Source organism: Breoghania corrubedonensis (genome assembly GCF_003053845.1).
In the GTDB taxonomy this organism is placed as follows: domain Bacteria; phylum Pseudomonadota; class Alphaproteobacteria; order Rhizobiales; family Stappiaceae; genus Breoghania; species Breoghania corrubedonensis.
This window is the reverse complement of sequence record NZ_QAYG01000001.1, coordinates 1,436,015-1,455,679: the sequence shown is the minus strand read 5'-3', so window position 1 is coordinate 1,455,679 and position 19,665 is coordinate 1,436,015. Positions and strand designations below refer to the sequence as shown.

Here is a 19,665-nt window from a genome sequence, read left to right as displayed (position 1 = left end):
GGTCCCTCATCAATGAGTGCGTTCGAATCTCGCGTCTTTTCCGGCGTCCAGCCGACAGGCAATCTCCATCTCGGCAACTATCTCGGCGCGATCAAGCGCTTTGCGGGTCTGCAGGAAACCCACAATTGCATTTACTGCGTCGTCGACATGCATGCCATCACCGTCTGGCAAGACCCTGCCGATCTGCAGGCCGCGATCCGCGAAGTGGCCTCGGCCTATATTGCCGCCGGCATCGATCCCAAGAGCTCGGTCATCTTCAACCAGAGCCAGGTGTCGGGTCATGCCGAGCTTGCCTGGGTGTTCAACTGCGTCGCCCGCATGGGCTGGCTCAACCGTATGACGCAGTTCAAGGAAAAGGCCGGCAAGAACCGGGAGAACGTCTCCACGGGTCTCTTCGTCTACCCCAACCTGATGGCTGCGGACATCCTGCTCTACAAGGCCACGCATGTGCCTGTCGGCGAGGACCAGAAACAGCATCTGGAGTTGACCCGCGATATCGCCGCAAAGTTCAACAACGACTATGGCGAGCGCATCAGCGCGCTGGGGCTGGGCGATGCTGACGGGTACTTCCCGTTGACCGAGCCGGTCATCAGCGGTCCCGCGACGCGTGTCATGAGCCTGCGCGACGGCACCAAGAAGATGTCGAAGTCCGATCCTTCCGATCTTGCCCGCATCAACCTGACCGACGATGCAGACACCATCGCCAAGAAGATCCGCAAGGCCAAGACCGACACCGAACCGCTTCCCGGCGAAGAGGACGGCCTGAAGGAGCGTCCGGACGCAGCAAATCTGGTTGGCATCTATGCCGCCCTCGCCGAGACGACTGCGGCGGACGTGCTGAAGACGCATGCCGGCGCCCAGTTCTCCACCTTCAAGCCGGAGCTTGCGGATCTGGCGGTTTCCAAGCTCGCACCGATCGCGGACGAGATGCGTCGTCTTAAGGCCGATCCCGGCTATATCGAGGGCGTTTTGGCAGATGGTGCGGACCGCGCCGACGCCATTGCCCGCCCTGTGCTTCAGGGCGTGAAGGACATTGTCGGCTTCCTGTCGACGCGCAAGTAGGCGCTTCGAGCGGACATGAAAAAAGCGCACCGGCGGATCATCGCCGGGGCGCTTTTTCATTGAGCAAATCGTTGCCGGTACTTATTCGCCCAGTCCCTCGAACAGGGCCGTCGACAGATAGCGCTCGGCAAACGAGGGGATGATGATGACGATATTCTTACCCTTCATTTCAGGCCGCTTGCCGACCTTCACGGCTGCGGCGAGAGCGGCACCGGAAGAAATGCCGACCGGCACGCCCTCGATCCGGGCGACGAGACGGGCCATCTCGAAGGATTCCGCGTTGGTGATCCCCACCACTTCGTCATAGACCTTAGTGTCGAGGATACCGGGCACGAAACCGGCGCCAATGCCCTGGATCTTGTGAGGGCCCGGCTGGCCGCCCGACAGAATGGGGCTGTCGGCCGGCTCCACGGCGATCACGCGAACATCCGGCTTGCGCTTCTTCAAGACCTGGCCGACGCCGGTGATCGTGCCGCCAGTGCCGATACCGGAGATGAAGGCGTCGACGGCGCCATTCGTATCGTTCCAGATCTCCTCGGCGGTGGTCTTGCGGTGGATCTCGGGGTTGGCGGGGTTTTCGAACTGCTGGGGGACCACCGCATTCGGGATCTCCTTCACCAACTCCTCGGCCCGGGCGACCGCCCCCTTCATGCCTTTCGCCCCTTCGGTCAGCTCCAGTTCCGCACCGAGCAGGGCAAGCATTTTTCGCCGTTCGATCGACATGGTCTCCGGCATCACCAGGATAAGCCGGTAGCCGCGCGCCGCTGCCACGAAGGCGAGGCCGATGCCGGTATTGCCCGAGGTCGGCTCGATCAGGGTCGTTTCGCCGGGCTTGATTTTACCCGCGGCTTCCATCGCGTCGATCATGGCGACGCCGATGCGGTCCTTGACGCTCGAGATCGGGTTGAAGAATTCGAGTTTTGCCAGCAGGTTCGCTTCGACGCCCAGTTCCTTCGCAAGGCGGTCGAGCCGGACGATAGGCGTGTTGCCGATCGTTTCGGTGATCGAATTGTAGATGCGTCCTCGTCCGAGTTTTTCACTCATCGGTACTCTCCCTTCTTGATCGCGCTCCCTGCCCGCTCTCCCGCCGGGCTTCGCCGGATTTTAGTGCGCAGGTGGCCACGCTGCGAGTCTCCCAATCGGGGCATTGCCCTCCTCGATTGGTATTAAATTCCAAAAAATACAGGATATTGGCAAAATAGTACCTGTTTTCGCGAGAGTATCTCGCCTGGATCGAAATTCGTTCCGCAGACCCGTCTGCTCCCGGTTCATCTAAGCCGGCGCCGTGTCGCTACCACCCCTTCCCGAGACTTTTTCACCGATGTGCCTCCCAGGCATTGGCGAGATGGCGGGGCAGCTGGCGGGGAACGATCAGCACGGCATCGAAACGCAAGGTGGCATTCATTGCGCCGGGATTTTTCGCCAGCCAAAGATGGGCCGCCTCCACAATGCGTCTGCGCGCCTGCGGGGTGATTGCTTCAAGGGCTGCATCCCGGTTCGCGCGCGCCTTGACCTCGACGAAGGCCACTGTCCTGCCCCGGCGGGCAATCAGGTCGATCTCGCCCACCGGCGTCTTGTGGCGCCGGGCGAGGATACGGTAGCCCTTCAGACGCAGCCAAAGGGCGGCGCGGGTCTCGGCGGCAAGGCCAAGCCGGTACGCCGCCCGGCGCGCACGTCTAGCCATCCCCGTTTCTGTCCTTGTTCTGGCGCAGTGCAAGTGCCTGCTTGTAGAGTGTCTTGCGGTCGCGCCCCGTGCGCTTGGCGACCTGGGCGGCGGCGGCGCTTACCGGCATCTCCGCCAGCGCCTCACGCAACATTTCTTCCACGTCACCAGCTTCGGCAACAAGCGGTTCGGCGGGAGCGAGCACGATGACGAGCTCTCCCTTGGGCGGGTTCTCGGTATAAAAGGCGGCAATTTCGCCCAGGCGGCCTCGCTTGAACGTCTCGAAGCGCTTGGTGAGTTCGCGCGCCACACAGGCAGGATGATCCGCGCCGTGCGCCTCGATCATGTCGGCGAGGGTGTCGGCAAGGCGGCGCGGTGACTCGTAAAAGACGGTTGTTGCCGAAACACCCTTCAGTTCCTCCAGCCGGCGCAGCCTCGCGGCCCTCTTTGGGGGCAGGAAGCCGACAAAAAGGACGGTATCGCTGGGCAATCCCGCCCCGACCAGGGCTGACAGCAATGCGGAAGCACCCGGAATGGGGATCACCTTGTGTCCCGCCTCCACCGCGGCAACGACCAGCCGGTAGCCGGGATCGGACAGGAGTGGTGTTCCCGCATCAGAGACCACGGCCACCGCCTTGCCCTCTTCAAGCGCGGCCAAAAGGCGCGGGCCGACTTTCGCCGCATTGTGCTCGTGGTAGGCAACGAGATGAGTGGAAAGCGCGTAGCGCTCCATCAGCACGCGGGTGACGCGCGTGTCCTCGCAGGCAACCAGATCGCATCCCGCAAGTGTTTCCAGCGCCCGCACCGTGATATCGCCGAGATTGCCGATTGGCGTGGAAACGACGTGGAGACCCGGTTCCGCTGCATGCGCGGTCAATCCGGCGGCGCCGATTGCATACCGGCGGTGTCGTTCGCTCGCCTTGTCGGCATCCCCGCCCGCGTTCCCGTGAGCGTCCGAGATGTCGCTTGCCATCACTTCTTTCCCTGTCCTGCAATAACCAGCGGTCTTGTTTGCCGGCAGCAAATGCGCCATGACGCACATGCGAGATTTTCTTGCGCCCTTCAAGGCGCGGGAGTTCTTGTAACCGGCTGGATGCCGGCCCTGCAAACCGCTTGGCTGGTCCGCTTTTGAACCGCCCGCATATGGGCATGCAGCGCCGCGGTTTCGGCAACTGGCGTGAAGTTTTTGACAGGCTTCCGCCAAAACGCCAAAATCCGGCGTTCTTTCGTAAGGCTTGGGACTTTTCGGGGAAGGAAAAGACGTGCGCAGCGTATTCGGGCGGATCAGAAGCTCAAGACCCCTCGTGGCGGCGGTAATGCTCACGGCGCTCGGAGCGCTTGGCGCCTGCACCGGTTCAACCCCCGGTTTCTACCCTCAGTCCGGGCCAGGCCAGGACGGCGGAGTCCCCACCGGCGAAGTCGTCGGCACCGGGGCGGTCCGTGTCGCCCTGCTCCTGCCGAAATCCGCGGGAGCCAATGCCGGTCAGATCGCGACCGTTTTCCGCAATGCCTCGGAACTGGCGTTGAAGGATTTTCCCGGCGCTGACGTTCAGATCCTCGTCAAGGATACCAGCGGTACCGCCGATGGCGGTCGTGCCGCGGCGCAGGCGGCGATTTCCGAAGGTGCGGAACTGATCCTGGGGCCGGTCTTCGCCCCCGCCGTCAGCGGTGCCGGCGCTGCCGCGCGCACGGCCGGTGTTCCTGTCATCGCCTTCTCCTCCGATGCGTCCGCAGCATCGCCGGGCGTCTATCTGCTCTCCTTCCTGCCGCAGGAGGATGTCGCGCGCATCATCTCTTACGCCAATTCAAAGGGGCGCTCCTCCTACGCAGCCCTCATTCCCGACAACAGTTACGGTGCTGTCGCGGAAGCCGCTTTCCGTCAGGCGGTGGGCCGTACCGGTGGCCGTATCGTCGGCATAGAGCGCTACAAGGTTGATCCCGCGCGCGGCGTCGACACCGCGGACCTGAAGGCCAAGGCAACGGCGCTGGCCGGGTCCGCGCGCCGTGCTGATTCGATCTTCATCCCCGATGGCGGCGGTGTGCCTGCCTACGCGATCGGCGTCCTGACGGCGCAGGGCATCAATCGCAGCGCGGTCAAATTCCTGGGCTCCGGCCAATGGGACGATCCCAAGGTGCTCTCCGATCGCATGGTCGCCGGCGGCTGGTATCCCGCGCCGGACAAGAACGGCTTCAAGTCCTTCGCTCCACGTTATGCCGCCGCCTACGGTGCGCAGCCGCCGCGCAACGCCACACTTGCCTATGACGCGACCGTGCTTGCCGCCGGTCTCGTGCGCAGCGCCGGCCAGCGCCGGTTTTCTACCGGCGTTCTCACCAACCGTGACGGCTTCCTCGGCATTGACGGGGTTTTCCGTTTCAACCGCGACGGTACCAACGAGCGTGGGCTCGCGATCTACGAAGCGACCGGCTCCGGCTCGAACGTCATCTCGCCAGCACCGAAGACCTTCCAGGCGGTCAACTGATGCGGATCATCTCGTCCCGCCGCCCATTCCGGGGCTTGGCGGGATTGGGCATTCGGCGACGGCGTTCGCCGCGGGGACTGCTTGATGTTGCATGACAAACGCATTCTGCTGATCGTCTCGGGCGGCATCGCCGCCTACAAGGCACTTGATCTTGTTCGTCGGCTGAAGGAACGCGGTGCGCATGTGCGGGCCGTGATGACGCCGGCCGCACAACACTTCGTCACCCCGCTTGCCTTCGGTGCGATCACTGGCGAGCAGGTCTTTACCGAACTTCTCGACCGCGCTGCGGAGCATGATATCGGCCATATCCGGCTATCACGCGAGGCCGATCTGGTGGTCGTTGCTCCGGCCACTGCCGACCTCATGGCCAAGATGGCGCATGGGTTGGCCAACGATCTCGCCAGCGCCACGCTGCTTGCATGCAAGATCCCGATCCTTGTCGCCCCCTCCATGAATTCCGCCATGTGGGCTAATCCCGCGACCCGGCGCAACGTCGCGCAGCTTGCAGCCGATGGCGTAGCGTTCGTCGGGCCGATGGCCGGCGAGATGGCGGAATCGGGCGAGGCCGGTGTTGGCCGCATGGCCGAGCCGCTGGACATCGCCGCAGCCGCCGAGACGCATTTTGAAAACGTCTCCAATGGCGGAAAGGCCCGTTTGCTCGAAGGCCGGCGTGTCGTCATCACTTCCGGGCCGACGCATGAGCCTATCGATCCGGTGCGCTACATCGCCAACCGCTCGTCCGGCAAGCAGGGCCACGCAATCGCCGCTGCCGCCGCCGCGGCTGGCGCGGACGTGGTGCTCGTCTCCGGCCCTGTCTCCCTGCCCGATCCGGCCGGCGTGACGGTTGTCCATGTCGAGACCGCCTGCCAGATGCAGGAGGCGGTAGACAAGGCGTTGCCGGCCGATATCGCCATCCTGGCCGCAGCGGTTGCCGACTGGCGGGTCAAGGGCGCGGCTGCACAGAAGATCAAGAAAGACGGCTCCGGTCGTCCGCCGGTGATGGAGTTCACCGAAAACCCGGATATCCTGGCCGGAATCGGCCATCGTGGCGAGGGACGTCCCGCCCTCGTCATCGGTTTTGCTGCGGAAACGGCGGATCTTCTTGCCAACGCCAAAGCCAAGCTGGAACGCAAGGGCGCGGACTGGATTCTCGCCAACGACGTCTCCACGCCTGCGTACGGAACGGGCATCATGGGCGGCGATGCCAACGAGATCCAGATACTGTCGCGTGACGGTGTAGAGGCCTGGCCACGGCTCGACAAGCGACAGGTGGCAGACCGGCTTGTTGCCCGGATCGCGGCACATTTCGAACCGGAGGATGAATGAGCGTTCCCGTAAAGCTGCGCATTCTGGCGCATGGTGTTGGTTTGCCGGTGCCGGCCTATCAGAGCGAAGAGGCTGCAGGCGTGGACCTCATGGCCGCTGTGGAAGATGGAGAAGCGGTGCGGCTGGAGCCGGGTGCGCGCGCTCTTGTTCCCACGGGTGTCGCAATTGCCCTGCCGCCCGGGTTCGAAGCGCAGGTCCGTCCGCGCTCGGGCCTGGCGGCGAAACACGGGGTGACGGTCCTCAATACGCCGGGTACGATCGACGCCGACTATCGTGGCGAGATCAAGGTGATCCTTGTCAACCTCGGCCAGGAGGCTTTCGAGGTCATGCGCGGCGCGCGTATCGCCCAGCTTGTCGTGGCTCCGGTTTCGCGTGCGGAGATCATCCCCGTCGATGATCTGGGTGCGACGGTGCGCGGTGGTCGCGGATTCGGCTCCACAGGAACGCATTAGACCCGCACGCGGTGACCAATGTCCCTGCCGGCGGCGTGGACAAAACGCTGCCGACGCCACATATGAAGGGCGAAACCCGCCTCATCGGCCCGATCCGGCCGATCCGTTCCTGATCACCATTGCCGCCGCCCGCTACTGGGCGACCCGAGATTTCATCGGAGCCAAGTCTCATGCCGCTTCGCGTCGCTGTCCAGATGGACCACATTTCCACGATCAACATGGCGGGCGACAGCGCGTTCGCCCTGATGCTGGAAGCCCAAAAGCGCGGCCACACGCTTTATCACTACACGCCCGATCGGCTCGCCATGAACGCAGACACGGTTACCGCTCGCCTCGAGCCTGTCGAAGTGCGCGACGACCCGGACGATTATTTCACACTGGGCGAGGCCATACGCACCGACCTGGGTGATATCGATGTCGTGCTGATGCGTCAGGATCCGCCCTTCGATCTCTCCTATATCGCCGCCACGCATATGCTGGAGAAAATCCACCCGAAGACGCTGGTAGTGAATGACCCGGCCTCGGTGCGCAATGCGCCGGAAAAGCTCTTCGTCACCGAATTCACCGATCTCATGCCGCCGACGCTGATCACCCGCGACAGGAGCGAGATCGACGCCTTCCGTGCCGAGCACGGCGAAATCGTCATGAAGCCGCTTTTCGGCCACGGCGGCGCGGCGGTCTTCCGCATCACGAACGACGATCTCAATTACGGCTCGCTCTACGATTTCTTCGCCGCCACCTTCCGAGAACCCTGGGTGATCCAGAAGTTCCTCCCCAACATCAAGCACGGCGACAAGCGCATCCTGCTCGTCGATGGGGAGTTCGCGGGCGCCGTCAATCGCGTACCGGCGAAGGGTGACCTTCGGTCCAACATGGTGCGCGGCGGTGCGCCGAAGGAATCCGATCTCACCGATCGCGAGCGCGAGATATGTGCCCGCCTGGGGCCCGCGCTTCGCGAACGCGGGCTGCTGCTCGTGGGCATAGATGTGATCGACGGCTGGCTGACGGAAATCAATGTTACCGCACCCACGGGCATCCGCGCGGTGGCCAAGCTCGGGGGGGAGGACATCGCGGCCCTTGTCTGGGACACGATCGAGGCCAAGTGCGCCGGCTGACCCGTTCCGGCTACCCGATATTGCCGATCGGCTGATGTTTGGAGGAGTGCGGAACCTTGACCGCACTCCCATCACCGTGTGTGGCCGCAAATTCGCGGCTTCTGATCTTGTTTTCCAAGTTGTATATCGGCCGACCGGCGGTCTGGTTTTCGTGACCGTGTTCAACACCGCACGCCGATGGCTCCGCAAGCCTGCCCGAATGCCATGAAAACAGGCAATGGCGCGCGCTGAAGAAATTTTCATCAAATGCGAAAAATCTCATGAAGATGCGGCGCGCCTTCCTATATAAGCCGCAACCCACACCAATAATAAGAAAGGAAAAGGCATGGTTCGCCTGACTTTGCCCTATCTGCTCGTGCCTCTGATCACGGGCGGGACGGCAGCCGTCATTATTCTGGCGGTTGCTTAAACCCAGGACTCTCCTCGGCTTGGCCGGCATCTGCCGGCCATTTTCGTGTCCAGATGGAACGCGCCGGCCGGCTCTGGTCTGTTCCCATTACGTTCTTGAACCCCCTGAAAGACTGCCGTAAGGTTAGTCTTGGTCGTCAGGAGCGGGAAAGTCGGGGGCAGCCATGGTCAGTCGCGTCACTACGGTGGCCTTTCAGGGGATTGATGCGGTTCCTGTCGACGTTCAGGTTCAGGTTGGGCCCGGATCCGTGGTGTTCAACATCGTGGGCCTCGCCGACAAGGCGGTCGCCGAAAGCAGGGAACGTGTCAGGAGCGCGCTCATCGCGTCAGGGATGTCTCTTCCCGCCAAGCGCATCACCGTCAATCTTGCCCCCGCCGATCTTCCCAAGGAAGGCTCCCACTACGATCTGCCCATCGCGCTCGGCCTGATGGCCGCCATGGGTGCCATTCCCGCCGACAAGCTGCTGGACTACGTGGTCGTCGGAGAACTGGCGCTCGACGGGACAATCGCGTCCGTGGCAGGTGCGCTGCCGGCGGCGATTGGGGCCAACGCGCTGGAACGCGGGCTCATCTGCCCGGCAGATTGCGGCTCGGAAGCCGCCTGGGCGAGTTCCGAGATGGACATTCTGGCACCCAGAAGCCTCATTCAGCTTGCCAATCACTTCAAGGGTACGCAAGTGCTCGCGCGTCCGCGGGCGGGCTTGCGACCGCCGGTGGAAGGTTTGCCGGACATGTCGGAGGTGCGTGGCCAGGAAAGCGCGCGCCGGGCGCTGGAGGTGGCGGCGGCCGGTGGACACAATCTTCTGATGGTCGGCCCGCCGGGGGCGGGCAAGTCGATGCTCGCGGCGAGGCTTCCCTCCATCCTGCCGCCGCTGACGCCGAAGGAGCTTCTCGAGGTTTCGATGATCTCCTCGCTTGCCGGCGAACTGGCCGATGGCCGGCTTTCTGATCGCCGCCCCTTTCGCGCGCCTCATCATTCCGCCTCCATGGCGGCTCTTGTCGGGGGCGGCATCAAGGCGCGGCCGGGGGAAGTCTCGCTCGCCCATAACGGTGTGCTTTTTCTGGACGAATTGCCCGAATTTAACCCACAAGCTCTCGACAGTCTGCGCCAGCCGCTCGAAAACGGCGAGACGGTGATTGCGCGTGCGAACCATCGGGTCACCTATCCGGCACGCATCCAGCTCATCGCTGCCATGAACCCGTGCCGGTGCGGCCATGCGGGCGAGCCGGGGCACACCTGTGCCCGGGGGCCACGCTGCGCGGCCGACTACCAGGCCCGGATATCAGGTCCCTTTCTCGACCGGGTAGATCTCACCATCCAGGTGCCCGCCGTTACCGCCCGTGACTTGATCCGTCCCGGAATTTCGGAGAGTTCCGCCTCGATAGCGCAGCGCGTGGCCGTTGCCCGCCAGCTACAGGCGGAGCGCTACCAGACGCTCGGCGTCTCGGCGCGTTGCAACGCGCAGGCGGGTGCCCGTCTCGTAGAGCAGGTTGCCAAACCTGATGAGGCCGGCATGACATTGCTCGGCGATGCCGCCGATGCGTTGGCACTTTCCGCGCGAGGCTATCATCGCGTTCTCAAGCTCGCCCGCACGCTTGCCGATCTCGACGGTCGGCCGGAGGTCGGCAGACCGCATATCGCAGAAGCTCTCGCCTATCGCGGCACCATCGCCAACAGGGCGAACGCCGCCTGATCTTTCCGCCGCCAGTCGGTTTCTCGCCGGAATGTCGCGTCTTTCCATCCATTGAAGAGCGAGACATCGGTCGCGGCATCGCGGCGCGACCCCCAATGCGGGGCCGTGAAACCTGTCGTCCTTCTCATCACTTGCGCGTTCTCGATGTGTGGCAAGGCTTTGGCAATGCCTTTGCGCCACATTGGTCCAAAGCAACGCGGCTCAACCCGAGGGTGAGGGCCAGCGCGGGGCCCGTGGTTTGAACCGGGCCAGCGCGCAAATGGGGGACGATGAGCGGCCATGCAGCAGACGGCCGAGGAGCGGGATGACATTTCGGGAGGGGCGCCACTGTCGCCCCCGTCGCAAGCCGCTCGCGCGCTGCACGATCGTTCCGCGTCGGCGCAACCACATCCGCAGGAATGGCTGGATGTCTGGCCGGGTGCACAGGCCGACGCACGTCCGCAACTCAGCCATTGGCTTCTTGCCGCCGCTTCGGCTCTCGTTCTCGCGACAATTGCCTTTGGCGTTTTCCTTCTCGAGAAACCTTCGCCGGCCCCACTGGCCGGGCTTGCAATTGCCTTTCTCGCCGGAGCGGGTGCAGTAGCGATCCTGAAGCATGTCGATATTGGCGGCCACAAGGCGGCACATGCCGCGGAAACGACGGAACTGCGACGTCAGGCGGAAGCGCTCGACGATCTGGTTTGGGAACTGCGCGAGTCCGATGATCGGCATCGCTCGGTCATCAACGCTCTCGGTGACATCATCATCCGCCGCGATACGCAAGGCCGCATCGTCTATGCGAACGAGGCGTTCGCTCGCTGTTTCGACGTGGATCCCGCGAAGCTCGGCGACGAGGCCTTCCGCCTTCCGCGGTCGCAGGCGCCCGATACGGCGGATGAAGCGGGCAAGGCCCTGCCCGGGGTGACCGATCTGGCTCTGGAAACCGCAGCCGGGCCACGTTGGTTTGCGCGGCTCGACGTGCCTGTGCGCGATGGTGGCCACGGCCCTCTTGTTCAGACAATCTTGCGCGACATCACGCCCCGCCGGCGAGCCGAAGAGGCGCTTGTGGAGGCACGCGACCAGGCGCGGTCGGCCAGTCAGGCCAAGTCGCGTTTTCTTGCGACCGTCAGCCACGAGATCCGGACCCCTCTCAACGGCATTCTTGGCATGGGGACGCTTCTGCGTGACACCACTCTCTCTGCCGAACAGGCAAGCTATGTCGATGCGATCGCGACCTCCGGCGAAGCCCTTCTGGGTCTGATCGATGAGGTGCTCGATTTCTCGCGTATCGAAGCCGGCAGGCTGGAACTTCGGCCCGTTCCCACCCGGCTGGAGCTTCTGGCGGAGCGTGTCGTGGAACTGCTTGCGCCACGTGCCCAGGCAAAGAGGCTCGATATAGCCAGCTACGTCGCCCCCGATGTGCCTGACGATGTGCTAGTCGATGCTCCGCGGCTGCGCCAGGTGCTTATCAATCTCGCCGGCAACGGCATCAAGTTCACCGATAGCGGCGGTGTCCTTATCGAAATCGTGCGGGCGAGCGATATTTCCGCAGGCGATCATCCGCGCGCTCCTGATGTGCTCCGCCTCACCGCGCGCGTCCATGATACGGGCATCGGATTGTCGCGTGAGGCGGCCACCCGCCTCTTTACCGAATTTGAACAGGGCGACCCGGGCACGGCACGGCGCCATGGCGGTACCGGGCTCGGCCTGGCAATCTCGCAACGCATCGTCGAAGCCATGAACGGTCGCATCGTCATCGACAGCGAACCCGGCCGGGGAGCGACGTTCTCCTTCACGTTCGATGCGACCGTCGGTGCGCAGACGACGGCGCCGATCCGGGCGAATTTCTCAGGCCGGCGGATCGGGCTGCTTTATGGTGACGGAATGGCTGCGACGTTGATGAAGCGCCGGTTGCGCGATCTTGGGTGTGCCGTGACCGCCCTTTCCCAAACTCCGATGAAAGAGACGGCCGGGGTCTTGAAAGACTGCGCCGTCCTGCTCGCCGACCATGCATCGCTTTCAGATCCCGGCGGCTGGCTCGCGGGGCTTCGGTCACACGGTACGGCGGCTCCGGTGGTGATCATGATCACTCCGGCTGAGCGCGCGCAATTGCCCGGGCTTCGACAGGCCGGTTTCGACGCTTATCTGGTCAAGCCCGTGCGCAGTGTCTCGCTGGTCAAGGTGATGGCGGCGCTTATCGCCGGTGAGCCGGTGGGTGCGGAAGAGAGCGCCTGGCGAGACGAACGCGACGTTTTTGGCGCGCCTCGGAAGTCTCTCCGCATGCTCGTCGCCGAGGACAATGATATCAACCTTCTGCTGACGACGGCGCTTTTGAAGAAGCATGGCCATGAGGTGGTCGTCGCCCGGGACGGGGAAACCGCACTTTCCCTTGTCGAACGTGCCCATGCGGGGGCGGAACCGGCATTGGCCGTCGTCTTCATGGACTTACACATGCCGGGCATTGACGGGCTTGAAGCGATACGCCGCATCCGCGAGGCCGAACGCACTCACGATCTGGAGAGGGTGCGCATTTTCGCGCTGACCGCCGACATAACCCCGGAATCCCGCGCCGAGGCGGAGCGCGTTGGCGCAGACGGTTTCCTGACGAAACCGCTCGATCCGGACGCCCTTTCCGATCTTCTCGAAGCTGTCGGGATCGCCTGAAAGGCGGATTACACCAGATCAAGTCCGATAGCCGTATCCTGAGCCCGTTGCGGTCCACGGGCCCGGAACCTCTCCTGCCGGAGTGCCACAAATCACGATCGTTTGCGTGACGCGGACAGTTGCACCCGTTATATTGCCGGCTAACGATAGGGAGCCGCAACGCAGGTCGGTCAAGGCGGGCTCCAGCTTGCGGGCTTGTGCCGGTGTCATCCAATTGTCGGAAATCTGTGGTTTATGACAGTTCAAGCTGGACAGTTATTTGCTTTGGCAAACACTCCTGCTTCAGCGTTCAACCAACGTGCCGGAGCTTAAGCCGGCCGGAAAAACGGGGAAGCGCCGAGCCGCACCCGATGCGACGGGCAACAATGCGGGGCAGAGGCCGATAGTCATGACACAGCCAAGCAAATTGTCGCCCACCAGACTGGTGCGCAAGTTCATGCCGATCAACCGTGACACCTCGCGCAGCGGCGGTTGGCTGCCGGGGCACGGCTTCGCGTTGCCGTTGACGGGACCGGATGCCCGCCGTTCCGTCGGCGCGTCGGTTTCGCTCGGTCGTATCGGCTCGCTGGAAGTGCGCCTCGCGCGCAAGGCTTCCGAGATCAAGAAGGCGCAGGAACTGCGCTATCATGTATTTTACGAGGAAATGTCGGCGATAGCCGACGGCCAGACGCTGGCCTCGGGCCGTGACGCCGATACCTTCGACGAGTTCTGCGATCATCTTCTGGTTCTTGATCACGATGTTGCCGAACGCGCCAAGCCATTCGGTCGCCGCAAACCAAGGATCGTTGCCACCTATCGCCTTCTGCGCCAGTCAGTGGCCGAACGTTTCGGAGGATTCTATACCGCCGGCGAATACGACATCCAGCCATTGCTCGACGCCAAGCCCGATCTCAATTTTCTCGAGCTCGGCCGTTCCTGCGTTCTCAAACCCTATCGCACCAAGCGGACGGTCGAACTTCTGTGGCACGGGATCTGGGCCTATGTCTTGATGCACGGCATCGATGCGATGATCGGGTGTGCGTCCTTCGAGGGTACCGACCCCGACAGGCTCGCCCTGCCGCTTTCGTATCTGCATCATTGCGCCCGCGCGCCTGAAGAATGGCGTGTACGGGCGCTTGATGAACGCTATGTCGAAATGAACCGGCTGCCCCCCGAATCGGTGGATATGCGAGCCGCGCTTCGCGAAATGCCCCCGCTCATCAAGGGCTATCTCCGGCTTGGCGCACATATCGGCGACGGTGCGGTGATCGATCATCAGTTCGGAACGACCGACGCTCTGATTATCCTGCCGGTCGCCTCGCTGAATAGCCGCTATATCAATTACTACGGCAGCGGCGCGGAGCGCTTCGCAAGCTAGTCAGCTTCGCGCCTTGCCGGCCGGGTGGCCGGAATTTCAAGGCCGGAATTTCAAGGGCGGAGACTTCAAGGACAGAGTGGCCGGGTGGCCCGGCCGTCGCATCGGTTCGAGGGGGCGCCCCGAACCGATGGCTCTGCGTCAGCCGTCATATCCTTCGATGATGAGAAGGTCGCCGGTTGAAACCGTTGTGCGTATGGCCTTCGCCGCCTGGTACTCGGGAGAATTGTAGCAGGCGAGAGCTTCTTCGTAGCTGTCGAACTCGATCACCACGTTGCGTTTGCGCGACGTGCCTTCAAGGGCGGAGTAGTCGCCGCCGCGTACCAGAAAACGGGCGCCGTGACGCTCGAATGCCGGTTTCGCCGTCGCGACATAGTCCTTGTAGGTCTCCGGATCATCCACATCGACCCGCGCGATCCAGTATCCCTTGGCCATTCAAACCTCCCTGGCACTCAAAACCAATAATGAACATGTTGCGTGGGCGCAGTGTTGGCGAGTGCGCCGTCCGGTTCAAGAGCAAAAATCCAATCTCACTTTTGGATCCTCACCCCAGCCCGGTACCGTCGGTACTGTTGAAATTCCGTCAAGCTTAACCGCGCCTTAAAGCGCCGCATTCTAGCGTGATGACAAAGGTGTGGGAGCTCGTCTGCCAGCCTTCCTCATTCATCGACAACGGGACGCGAGAGGCGGCCAATGGCCAGCAGACGCGGCAAACGCGGCGAACGTATCGAACCGGTTATGGGGCGCGTTTCGAAGACGCCCGACACGCTGGTTGGTTCCTCCGATCGTCCCGCCATGGCAGGCAAGGCGCCGAAATCGGCCAGTCGGACCGGGACAGGCGGCACCGCGGGGGCGAAAGGCGCGAAATCCGCTGGCGCGGCCAAGAAGGTTCCGCTCAAGGCGGCTGGAAATCCCGACCACCGGCGCAAGTCCTCATCGCAGACAAAGACAACGCCCGATGCGGCCGCAACGCGTTCGCCGCGGCCGTCATCTGCCCGAAAGCGCCGCAAGTCACGTCGCAAAAACGTCGGCGGCGGCAGGTTCACGCGTCTTCTCAAGCGGGGCTTTTACTGGGGGGTGGTGGCGAGCGTCTGGGGTTTCATCGTTGTGGCCGGTACGCTTGCCTATTTCGCGGCACAGCTTCCCCAGAGCTACGACTGGAAGGTTCCCTCGCGCCCGCCCAACGTCAAGATTGTCTCTGCCGAGGGGCGTCTGATCGCCAATCGTGGCGAGACGGGCGGTGAGGCCGTGCGTCTGGAGCAGCTCCCGAAGTACCTGCCGCAAGCGGTGATCGCCATCGAGGACCGACGGTTCCGCAGCCATTTTGGTATCGACGTCATAGGGCTTGCCCGCGCGGTTGTCACCAATCTGGTGCGCGGCGGCGTGGTTCAGGGCGGCTCCACCCTTACCCAGCAGCTTGCGAAGAATCTGTTTCTGACGCACGAGCGCACCATAAGCCGCAAGATGCAGGAGGTGGTTCTCGCGCTGTGGCTGGAGACCCGCTATTCCAAGGACCAGATTCTGGAAATGTACCTGAACCGGGTCTATTTCGGTGCCGGTGCCTATGGGGTCGATGGAGCGGCAAGGCGGTATTTCGGCAAATCGGCACGCCAGGTGACCCTGGCGGAGGCCGCCACCTTGGCGGCGCTTCTCAAGGCGCCGTCGCGCTATGCGCCCAATCGCAATCCCGATCTGGCAGAAAAGCGAGCCAGGCTGGTACTGCAGGCCATGCATGACGCAGGGTTCATCTCCGCCCACGACGAAAAGAACGCCATTGACCACCCGGCTCTTGCGGTTGCCGGCAACGGCGCTTCCGGTACGAATTACGTTGCCGATTGGGTGATGGACCTGTTGCCTGGCTATATCGGCCGGATAGATCAGGACGTGATCGTTGACACCACGATCGATCTGCGGCTGCAGCACGAAGCGGAACATTCGCTCGGCGATGCCCTCGACAAGAACGGCGGGAAGCTGGGTGTGAGCCAGGGCGCGCTGGTCGCGCTCGACACTTCCGGTGCGGTCAAGGCGCTGGTCGGTGGGCGCAACTACCGCAAGAGCCAGTTCAACCGTGCGGTTTCCGCCGAACGTCAGCCCGGTTCGGCATTCAAGCCGTTTGTCTATCTCGCGGCACTGGAAAAGGGACTGACGCCCGATACGATCCGCGTCGACCAGCCCGTTTCCATCAACGGATGGAAGCCGAAGAACTACACCAAGAGATATTATGGCTCCGTGACGCTGCGAAAGGCGCTCGCCTATTCCCTGAACACGGTTGCCGCCCAGCTCGGTCAGGAAGTCGGGCCGAAGAATGTCGCGGCCACGGCTAGGCGCCTTGGCATCACGTCCGAACTCAAGGTCAATCCGTCGATCGCGCTTGGTACGTCCGAGGTGACGCCGCTGGAAATCACCGCTGCCTACGTACCTTTCTCGAACGGCGGCTGGGGTGTCATCCCCTATGTCATCCGGTCTGTGAAGACCGAAAATGGCAAGGTACTCTATCACAGGGTCATCGATGGGCCGGGCCAGGTTATCCGGTCCGGAACGCTGCGCGAGATCGATTCCATGCTGGGGGAGACACTGATCACGGGAACCGGAAAGAGAGCGCGCCTCGGAGACCGCCCCGCCGGTGGCAAGACCGGGACGAGCCAGGATCTGCGCGACGCCTGGTTCATCGGATTCACGGCGAACTACACGGCTGCCGTCTGGCTCGGAAACGATGACGGATCGCCGACGAAAGCGGCCACGGGCGGCACGCTGCCAGCGTCGATCTGGCATGATTTCATGGTCAAGGCGCATGAGCACATGCCTCTGGTGGAGTTGCCGGGCATACCGGTCGGCGGTCCGGTCGTTGTCCGTGAAACGCCGCGCCCTGCCCCCGCGCGCAATGTCGTCGGCGGCCGCACCATAGAGAACGGCAACCGCGTCCTGCCGCCTCCAGGGGGAAATGGCTTTTTTCATCGTCTTTTTGGCGGCGGGTGAGAATATAATCTACTGGAGAGAATTTTTATTCGTCAAATCTTCCTTGAGTGCTATATTTTTTCTTTATAATTTGAAATTAACAATATCTGTATTCCGGATATACGTTATTACATGGAATAAACTGACGTAAAGAAAGGAGATGCATATATTTACATTGTTTTTTTCACAGGTATTTAACGGAAGTCGGCCAAGAATTGCGTGAAATTTCCCTTTCATGCAGGCAGTCCCCATGTCCTTGAACAAATTCGGCATCGGCGTAAAGATCTGGGTTCCGGTGGCGACCCTTGCGATCCTCGTGATAATTCTGGCGGTTTTCAGTCTTTCTTCGTTGCACAGCTCCCTTTATGGAGAGCGCGTCGAAAAGACCCGCAGCGTCGTTCAGCTCGCGATCTCAGTCGCCGCTCATTTTCATGACTTGGAAAAGAAGGGCGAGTTGACCCGCGACGAAGCCCAGCGCCTGGCGCGCAATGCGATCCGCTCCATGCGTTATGACGGCAACAATTATGCCTTCGTCTACTCGACTGATGGCATTCGGGTTATCTCGTCCAAGGCTTCGCTGGAAGGAAAGGACGCGAGTAATACGCAAGACGCCAACGGCAAGTATCAGGTGCGAGAGATGCTTGCTGTAGCCAAGGCGGGGGGCGGTACCGTTCCTTACTACGTCACGCGCAAGGGCGGCGACGTCCCGTTGCCGAAGGTGAGCTGGGCTCAGGAATTTCAACCGTGGGGCTGGGTGTTCGGTACCGGCATTTATATTGACGATATCCAGGATACATTCTGGACCAGAGCACTCCAGATCATCGGCATCGGGACAGTTGGCGGACTGCTTGCATTCGGTATCGCCTTTGCATCCATTCGCAATTTGTCCAAGCCTATCAAGAGCCTGACCGAGCGTATGCGGGAACTCGCCGATGGCAACACCGAAATAGAGATCGAAGGTTCCGACCGGCGCGACGAGATCGGCGCGATGGCGCATGCGATGACCGTTTTCGTTGAAAACGAGCGCAAACGGCGCGTTCTTGAGGCGGAACAGCAGGTTCGCCTGGAGCGGGATAACGAGCGCGCAGAAGAGATCCGGACGGCCTCGAAGGAATTCGAGATCAAGATGGGCTCGCTGCTGGATACCATCGCGGATTCCGTCACGAACCTGCGCAACGCGTCCACCAACCTGAATGCGGGCGCGGAACAGACCACGAGCCAGAGCAAGGCGGTGGCTGGTGCGGCAGCCGAAGCGTCCTCCAACGTGGAAACGGTCGCCTCGGCGGCGGAAGAGCTCGCGGCCTCGGTCGCGGAGATCAGCCGTCAGGTGTCCTCGTCGAGCGACATCGCTTCCCAGGCGGCGACCCAGGCCGACAGCACCAATGTGCGCATCAAGGGCCTGTCGGATGCGGCGACCCGCATCGGCGAGGTTGTCAGCCTGATCCAGGCGATCGCCGAGCAGACGAACCTTCTGGCGCTCAACGCCACGATCGAAGCGGCGCGTGCCGGAGAAGCGGGCCGGGGCTTCGCGGTTGTGGCCGCGGAGGTGAAGGAGCTCGCCAACCAGACGTCCAAGGCGACGGAAGAGATCTCCTCGCAGATCTCGTCGATCCAGGGTGAGACGCAGCTTGCCGTGGGGGCGATCAGCGAGATCACCGATACGGTGAACCAGATCAACGAGATCACCTCCGGCATCGCGGCGGCGGTCGAGGAGCAGGGCGCCGCGACGACGGAGATTGCCCGCAACGTTCAGGAAGCCTCGCGCGGCACGCAGGACGTGTCGGAGAATATCGAAGGCGTCTCCGGGGCCGCCCAGGTCACAAACGAGGCCGCGTCCATGGTCGCGGACGCCTCCGCCGCCCTTGAAAGGGAGGCGCTGGTGCTGCGCGAGCAGGTCGGATCATTCCTCGAAAGCATCAACGTATCCGACGCCGCCTGACGGCGGCTCACATACCCAAACGAAAAAGGCCCGCCGACTTTTATCCCGGCGGGCCTTTTTGCTGTTCTGTGGGGCGGATGTTGCAACATGTGCGTCGTTGCAGATTCTGGAACTTGCTTGAGGTTCATAACGATCTCAGAGTAGCTGCAGCCGGTCAGATGAGGCTCGGGACGTGAAACGTACGGCGATCCCGTCGGGTTGCGACTGGACCGAGGTGAAGCGTTGCTCAATGAGGTTGCGGGCCTGGTCGGCGCCTGAAACCAAAGGGAACAGTGCTTTTCTTCAGCCGCTGGAGCTCATGCCGTCCGCGCCCGTGTTGTGGACGAGCTGACGCAAGGCATTGGTGCGCTCTGTGGCCATGTGGATGTCGATGGATGAGACCCTCTCGGGTCGGTCTCGGCGGCGAGAGCATATTCCGGTCGCTTCGTCGCTGGCCCGCCCAAGGGCGCGGGCCGGGGACCAATGAGCATAATCGGGTCGCTGTCCGGATCGTCAGGCATTCGGTCTTCACGAAGTGCGCGATCCGGATAGCCGTCGTCCCCGGGGCGGAGGTTGCCTACCCCGGGGACGCAAG

General features: G+C 62.7%; 15 protein-coding genes. 10 read left to right on the top strand and 5 right to left on the bottom strand.

From position 1 onward, the window contains the following. Nucleotides 1-12 precede the first annotated feature (12 nt). Nucleotides 13-1,062, top strand: coding sequence for a tryptophan--tRNA ligase (gene trpS, locus C8N35_RS06350; protein WP_107988697.1), 1,050 nt, complete (start codon nt 13-15; stop codon nt 1,060-1,062). Between the two features lie 81 nt (nt 1,063-1,143). On the opposite strand, the gene cysK is transcribed toward trpS, so the two are convergent. From cysK to rsmI, 3 genes are all read right to left on the bottom strand, one after another. Then, nucleotides 1,144-2,106: a cysteine synthase A gene (gene cysK / locus C8N35_RS06345; protein ID WP_107988696.1), complete on the bottom strand. Its 963-nt coding sequence runs from the start codon at nt 2,104-2,106 to the stop codon at nt 1,144-1,146. Between the two features lie 271 nt (nt 2,107-2,377). Beyond that, nucleotides 2,378-2,746, bottom strand: coding sequence for a YraN family protein (locus tag C8N35_RS06340; RefSeq protein ID WP_107988695.1), 369 nt, complete (start codon nt 2,744-2,746; stop codon nt 2,378-2,380). After that, a complete protein-coding gene (rsmI, locus tag C8N35_RS06335) occupies nt 2,739-3,698 on the bottom strand; it encodes a 16S rRNA (cytidine(1402)-2'-O)-methyltransferase (protein WP_107988694.1) in 960 nt (319 codons plus the stop codon). The genes C8N35_RS06340 and rsmI overlap by 8 nt, the downstream gene beginning before the upstream one ends. Before the next feature lie 289 nt (nt 3,699-3,987). Between rsmI and C8N35_RS06330 the strand changes: the two genes are divergently transcribed. The 4 genes from C8N35_RS06330 to gshB all read left to right on the top strand — a co-directional run bounded on the left by C8N35_RS06330 (nt 3,988) and on the right by gshB (nt 8,098). Beyond that, the gene (locus C8N35_RS06330) at nt 3,988-5,205 is read left to right on the top strand and encodes a penicillin-binding protein activator (RefSeq protein WP_245926677.1); all 1,218 of its coding nucleotides are present in this window, start codon (nt 3,988-3,990) and stop codon (nt 5,203-5,205) included. 84 nt (nt 5,206-5,289) lie between these two features. Next, complete coding sequence (coaBC, locus tag C8N35_RS06325; RefSeq protein WP_107988692.1) at nt 5,290-6,531, top strand: bifunctional phosphopantothenoylcysteine decarboxylase/phosphopantothenate--cysteine ligase CoaBC; 1,242 nt, start codon at nt 5,290-5,292, stop codon at nt 6,529-6,531. Further along, nucleotides 6,528-6,983, top strand: a complete 456-nt coding sequence (gene dut, locus C8N35_RS06320) for a dUTP diphosphatase (RefSeq protein ID WP_107988691.1) — start codon at nt 6,528-6,530, stop codon at nt 6,981-6,983. The genes coaBC and dut overlap by 4 nt, the downstream gene beginning before the upstream one ends. 170 nt (nt 6,984-7,153) lie before the next feature. Beyond that, nucleotides 7,154-8,098, top strand: a complete 945-nt coding sequence (gene gshB / locus C8N35_RS06315) for a glutathione synthase (RefSeq protein ID WP_107988690.1) — start codon at nt 7,154-7,156, stop codon at nt 8,096-8,098. Nucleotides 8,099-8,108: 10 nt separating this feature from the next. Here the strand turns inward: gshB and C8N35_RS23580 are convergent, their stop codons facing one another. Continuing rightward, nucleotides 8,109-8,537: a hypothetical protein gene (locus C8N35_RS23580; RefSeq protein ID WP_146177352.1), complete on the bottom strand. Its 429-nt coding sequence runs from the start codon at nt 8,535-8,537 to the stop codon at nt 8,109-8,111. A gap of 133 nt (nt 8,538-8,670) precedes the next feature. On the opposite strand from C8N35_RS23580, the gene C8N35_RS06305 reads away from it, so the two are divergent. From C8N35_RS06305 to olsB, 3 genes are all read left to right on the top strand, one after another. Beyond that, nucleotides 8,671-10,200 carry a YifB family Mg chelatase-like AAA ATPase gene (locus C8N35_RS06305; RefSeq protein WP_107988688.1) on the top strand — a complete coding sequence of 510 codons (1,530 nt, stop codon included), beginning with the start codon at nt 8,671-8,673 and terminating at the stop codon, nt 10,198-10,200. A 279-nt stretch (nt 10,201-10,479) separates the two neighbouring features. Further along, the gene (locus C8N35_RS06300) at nt 10,480-12,843 is read left to right on the top strand and encodes a PAS domain-containing hybrid sensor histidine kinase/response regulator (protein ID WP_107988687.1); all 2,364 of its coding nucleotides are present in this window, start codon (nt 10,480-10,482) and stop codon (nt 12,841-12,843) included. Nucleotides 12,844-13,231: 388 nt separating this feature from the next. Further along, nucleotides 13,232-14,200, top strand: a complete 969-nt coding sequence (gene olsB, locus C8N35_RS06295) for a l-ornithine N(alpha)-acyltransferase (RefSeq protein WP_107988686.1) — start codon at nt 13,232-13,234, stop codon at nt 14,198-14,200. Nucleotides 14,201-14,338: 138 nt separating this feature from the next. On the opposite strand, the gene C8N35_RS06290 is transcribed toward olsB, so the two are convergent. Next, nucleotides 14,339-14,632 carry a DUF1330 domain-containing protein gene (locus C8N35_RS06290; RefSeq protein ID WP_107988685.1) on the bottom strand — a complete coding sequence of 98 codons (294 nt, stop codon included), beginning with the start codon at nt 14,630-14,632 and terminating at the stop codon, nt 14,339-14,341. Nucleotides 14,633-14,890: 258 nt separating this feature from the next. On the opposite strand from C8N35_RS06290, the gene C8N35_RS06285 reads away from it, so the two are divergent. Beyond that, on the top strand, nt 14,891-17,173 hold the full coding sequence (locus tag C8N35_RS06285; RefSeq protein WP_245926676.1) for a transglycosylase domain-containing protein: 2,283 nt from the start codon (nt 14,891-14,893) through the stop codon (nt 17,171-17,173). Between the two features lie 229 nt (nt 17,174-17,402). Then, nucleotides 17,403-19,091 (top strand): methyl-accepting chemotaxis protein, encoded by a 1,689-nt coding sequence (locus C8N35_RS06280; RefSeq protein WP_107988684.1) that lies wholly within the window; start codon nt 17,403-17,405, stop codon nt 19,089-19,091. Nucleotides 19,092-19,665: the final 574 nt, after the last annotated feature.

What these genes read in the sequence shown, in the direction of transcription:
- C8N35_RS23580 (WP_146177352.1), bottom strand. Translation starts at nt 8,537, where the DNA reads ATGCCGGCCAAGCCGAGGAGAGTCCTGGGTTTAAGCAACCGCCAGAAT.
- gshB (WP_107988690.1), top strand. Translation starts at nt 7,154, where the DNA reads ATGCCGCTTCGCGTCGCTGTCCAGATGGACCACATTTCCACGATCAAC.
- C8N35_RS06290 (WP_107988685.1), bottom strand. Translation starts at nt 14,632, where the DNA reads ATGGCCAAGGGATACTGGATCGCGCGGGTCGATGTGGATGATCCGGAG.
- dut (WP_107988691.1), top strand. Translation starts at nt 6,528, where the DNA reads ATGAGCGTTCCCGTAAAGCTGCGCATTCTGGCGCATGGTGTTGGTTTG.
- C8N35_RS06340 (WP_107988695.1), bottom strand. Translation starts at nt 2,746, where the DNA reads ATGGCTAGACGTGCGCGCCGGGCGGCGTACCGGCTTGGCCTTGCCGCC.
- coaBC (WP_107988692.1), top strand. Translation starts at nt 5,290, where the DNA reads ATGTTGCATGACAAACGCATTCTGCTGATCGTCTCGGGCGGCATCGCC.
- C8N35_RS06300 (WP_107988687.1), top strand. Translation starts at nt 10,480, where the DNA reads ATGCAGCAGACGGCCGAGGAGCGGGATGACATTTCGGGAGGGGCGCCA.
- C8N35_RS06285 (WP_245926676.1), top strand. Translation starts at nt 14,891, where the DNA reads ATGGCCAGCAGACGCGGCAAACGCGGCGAACGTATCGAACCGGTTATG.
- C8N35_RS06305 (WP_107988688.1), top strand. Translation starts at nt 8,671, where the DNA reads ATGGTCAGTCGCGTCACTACGGTGGCCTTTCAGGGGATTGATGCGGTT.
- cysK (WP_107988696.1), bottom strand. Translation starts at nt 2,106, where the DNA reads ATGAGTGAAAAACTCGGACGAGGACGCATCTACAATTCGATCACCGAA.
- C8N35_RS06280 (WP_107988684.1), top strand. Translation starts at nt 17,403, where the DNA reads ATGTCCTTGAACAAATTCGGCATCGGCGTAAAGATCTGGGTTCCGGTG.
- olsB (WP_107988686.1), top strand. Translation starts at nt 13,232, where the DNA reads ATGACACAGCCAAGCAAATTGTCGCCCACCAGACTGGTGCGCAAGTTC.
- trpS (WP_107988697.1), top strand. Translation starts at nt 13, where the DNA reads ATGAGTGCGTTCGAATCTCGCGTCTTTTCCGGCGTCCAGCCGACAGGC.
- rsmI (WP_107988694.1), bottom strand. Translation starts at nt 3,698, where the DNA reads ATGGCAAGCGACATCTCGGACGCTCACGGGAACGCGGGCGGGGATGCC.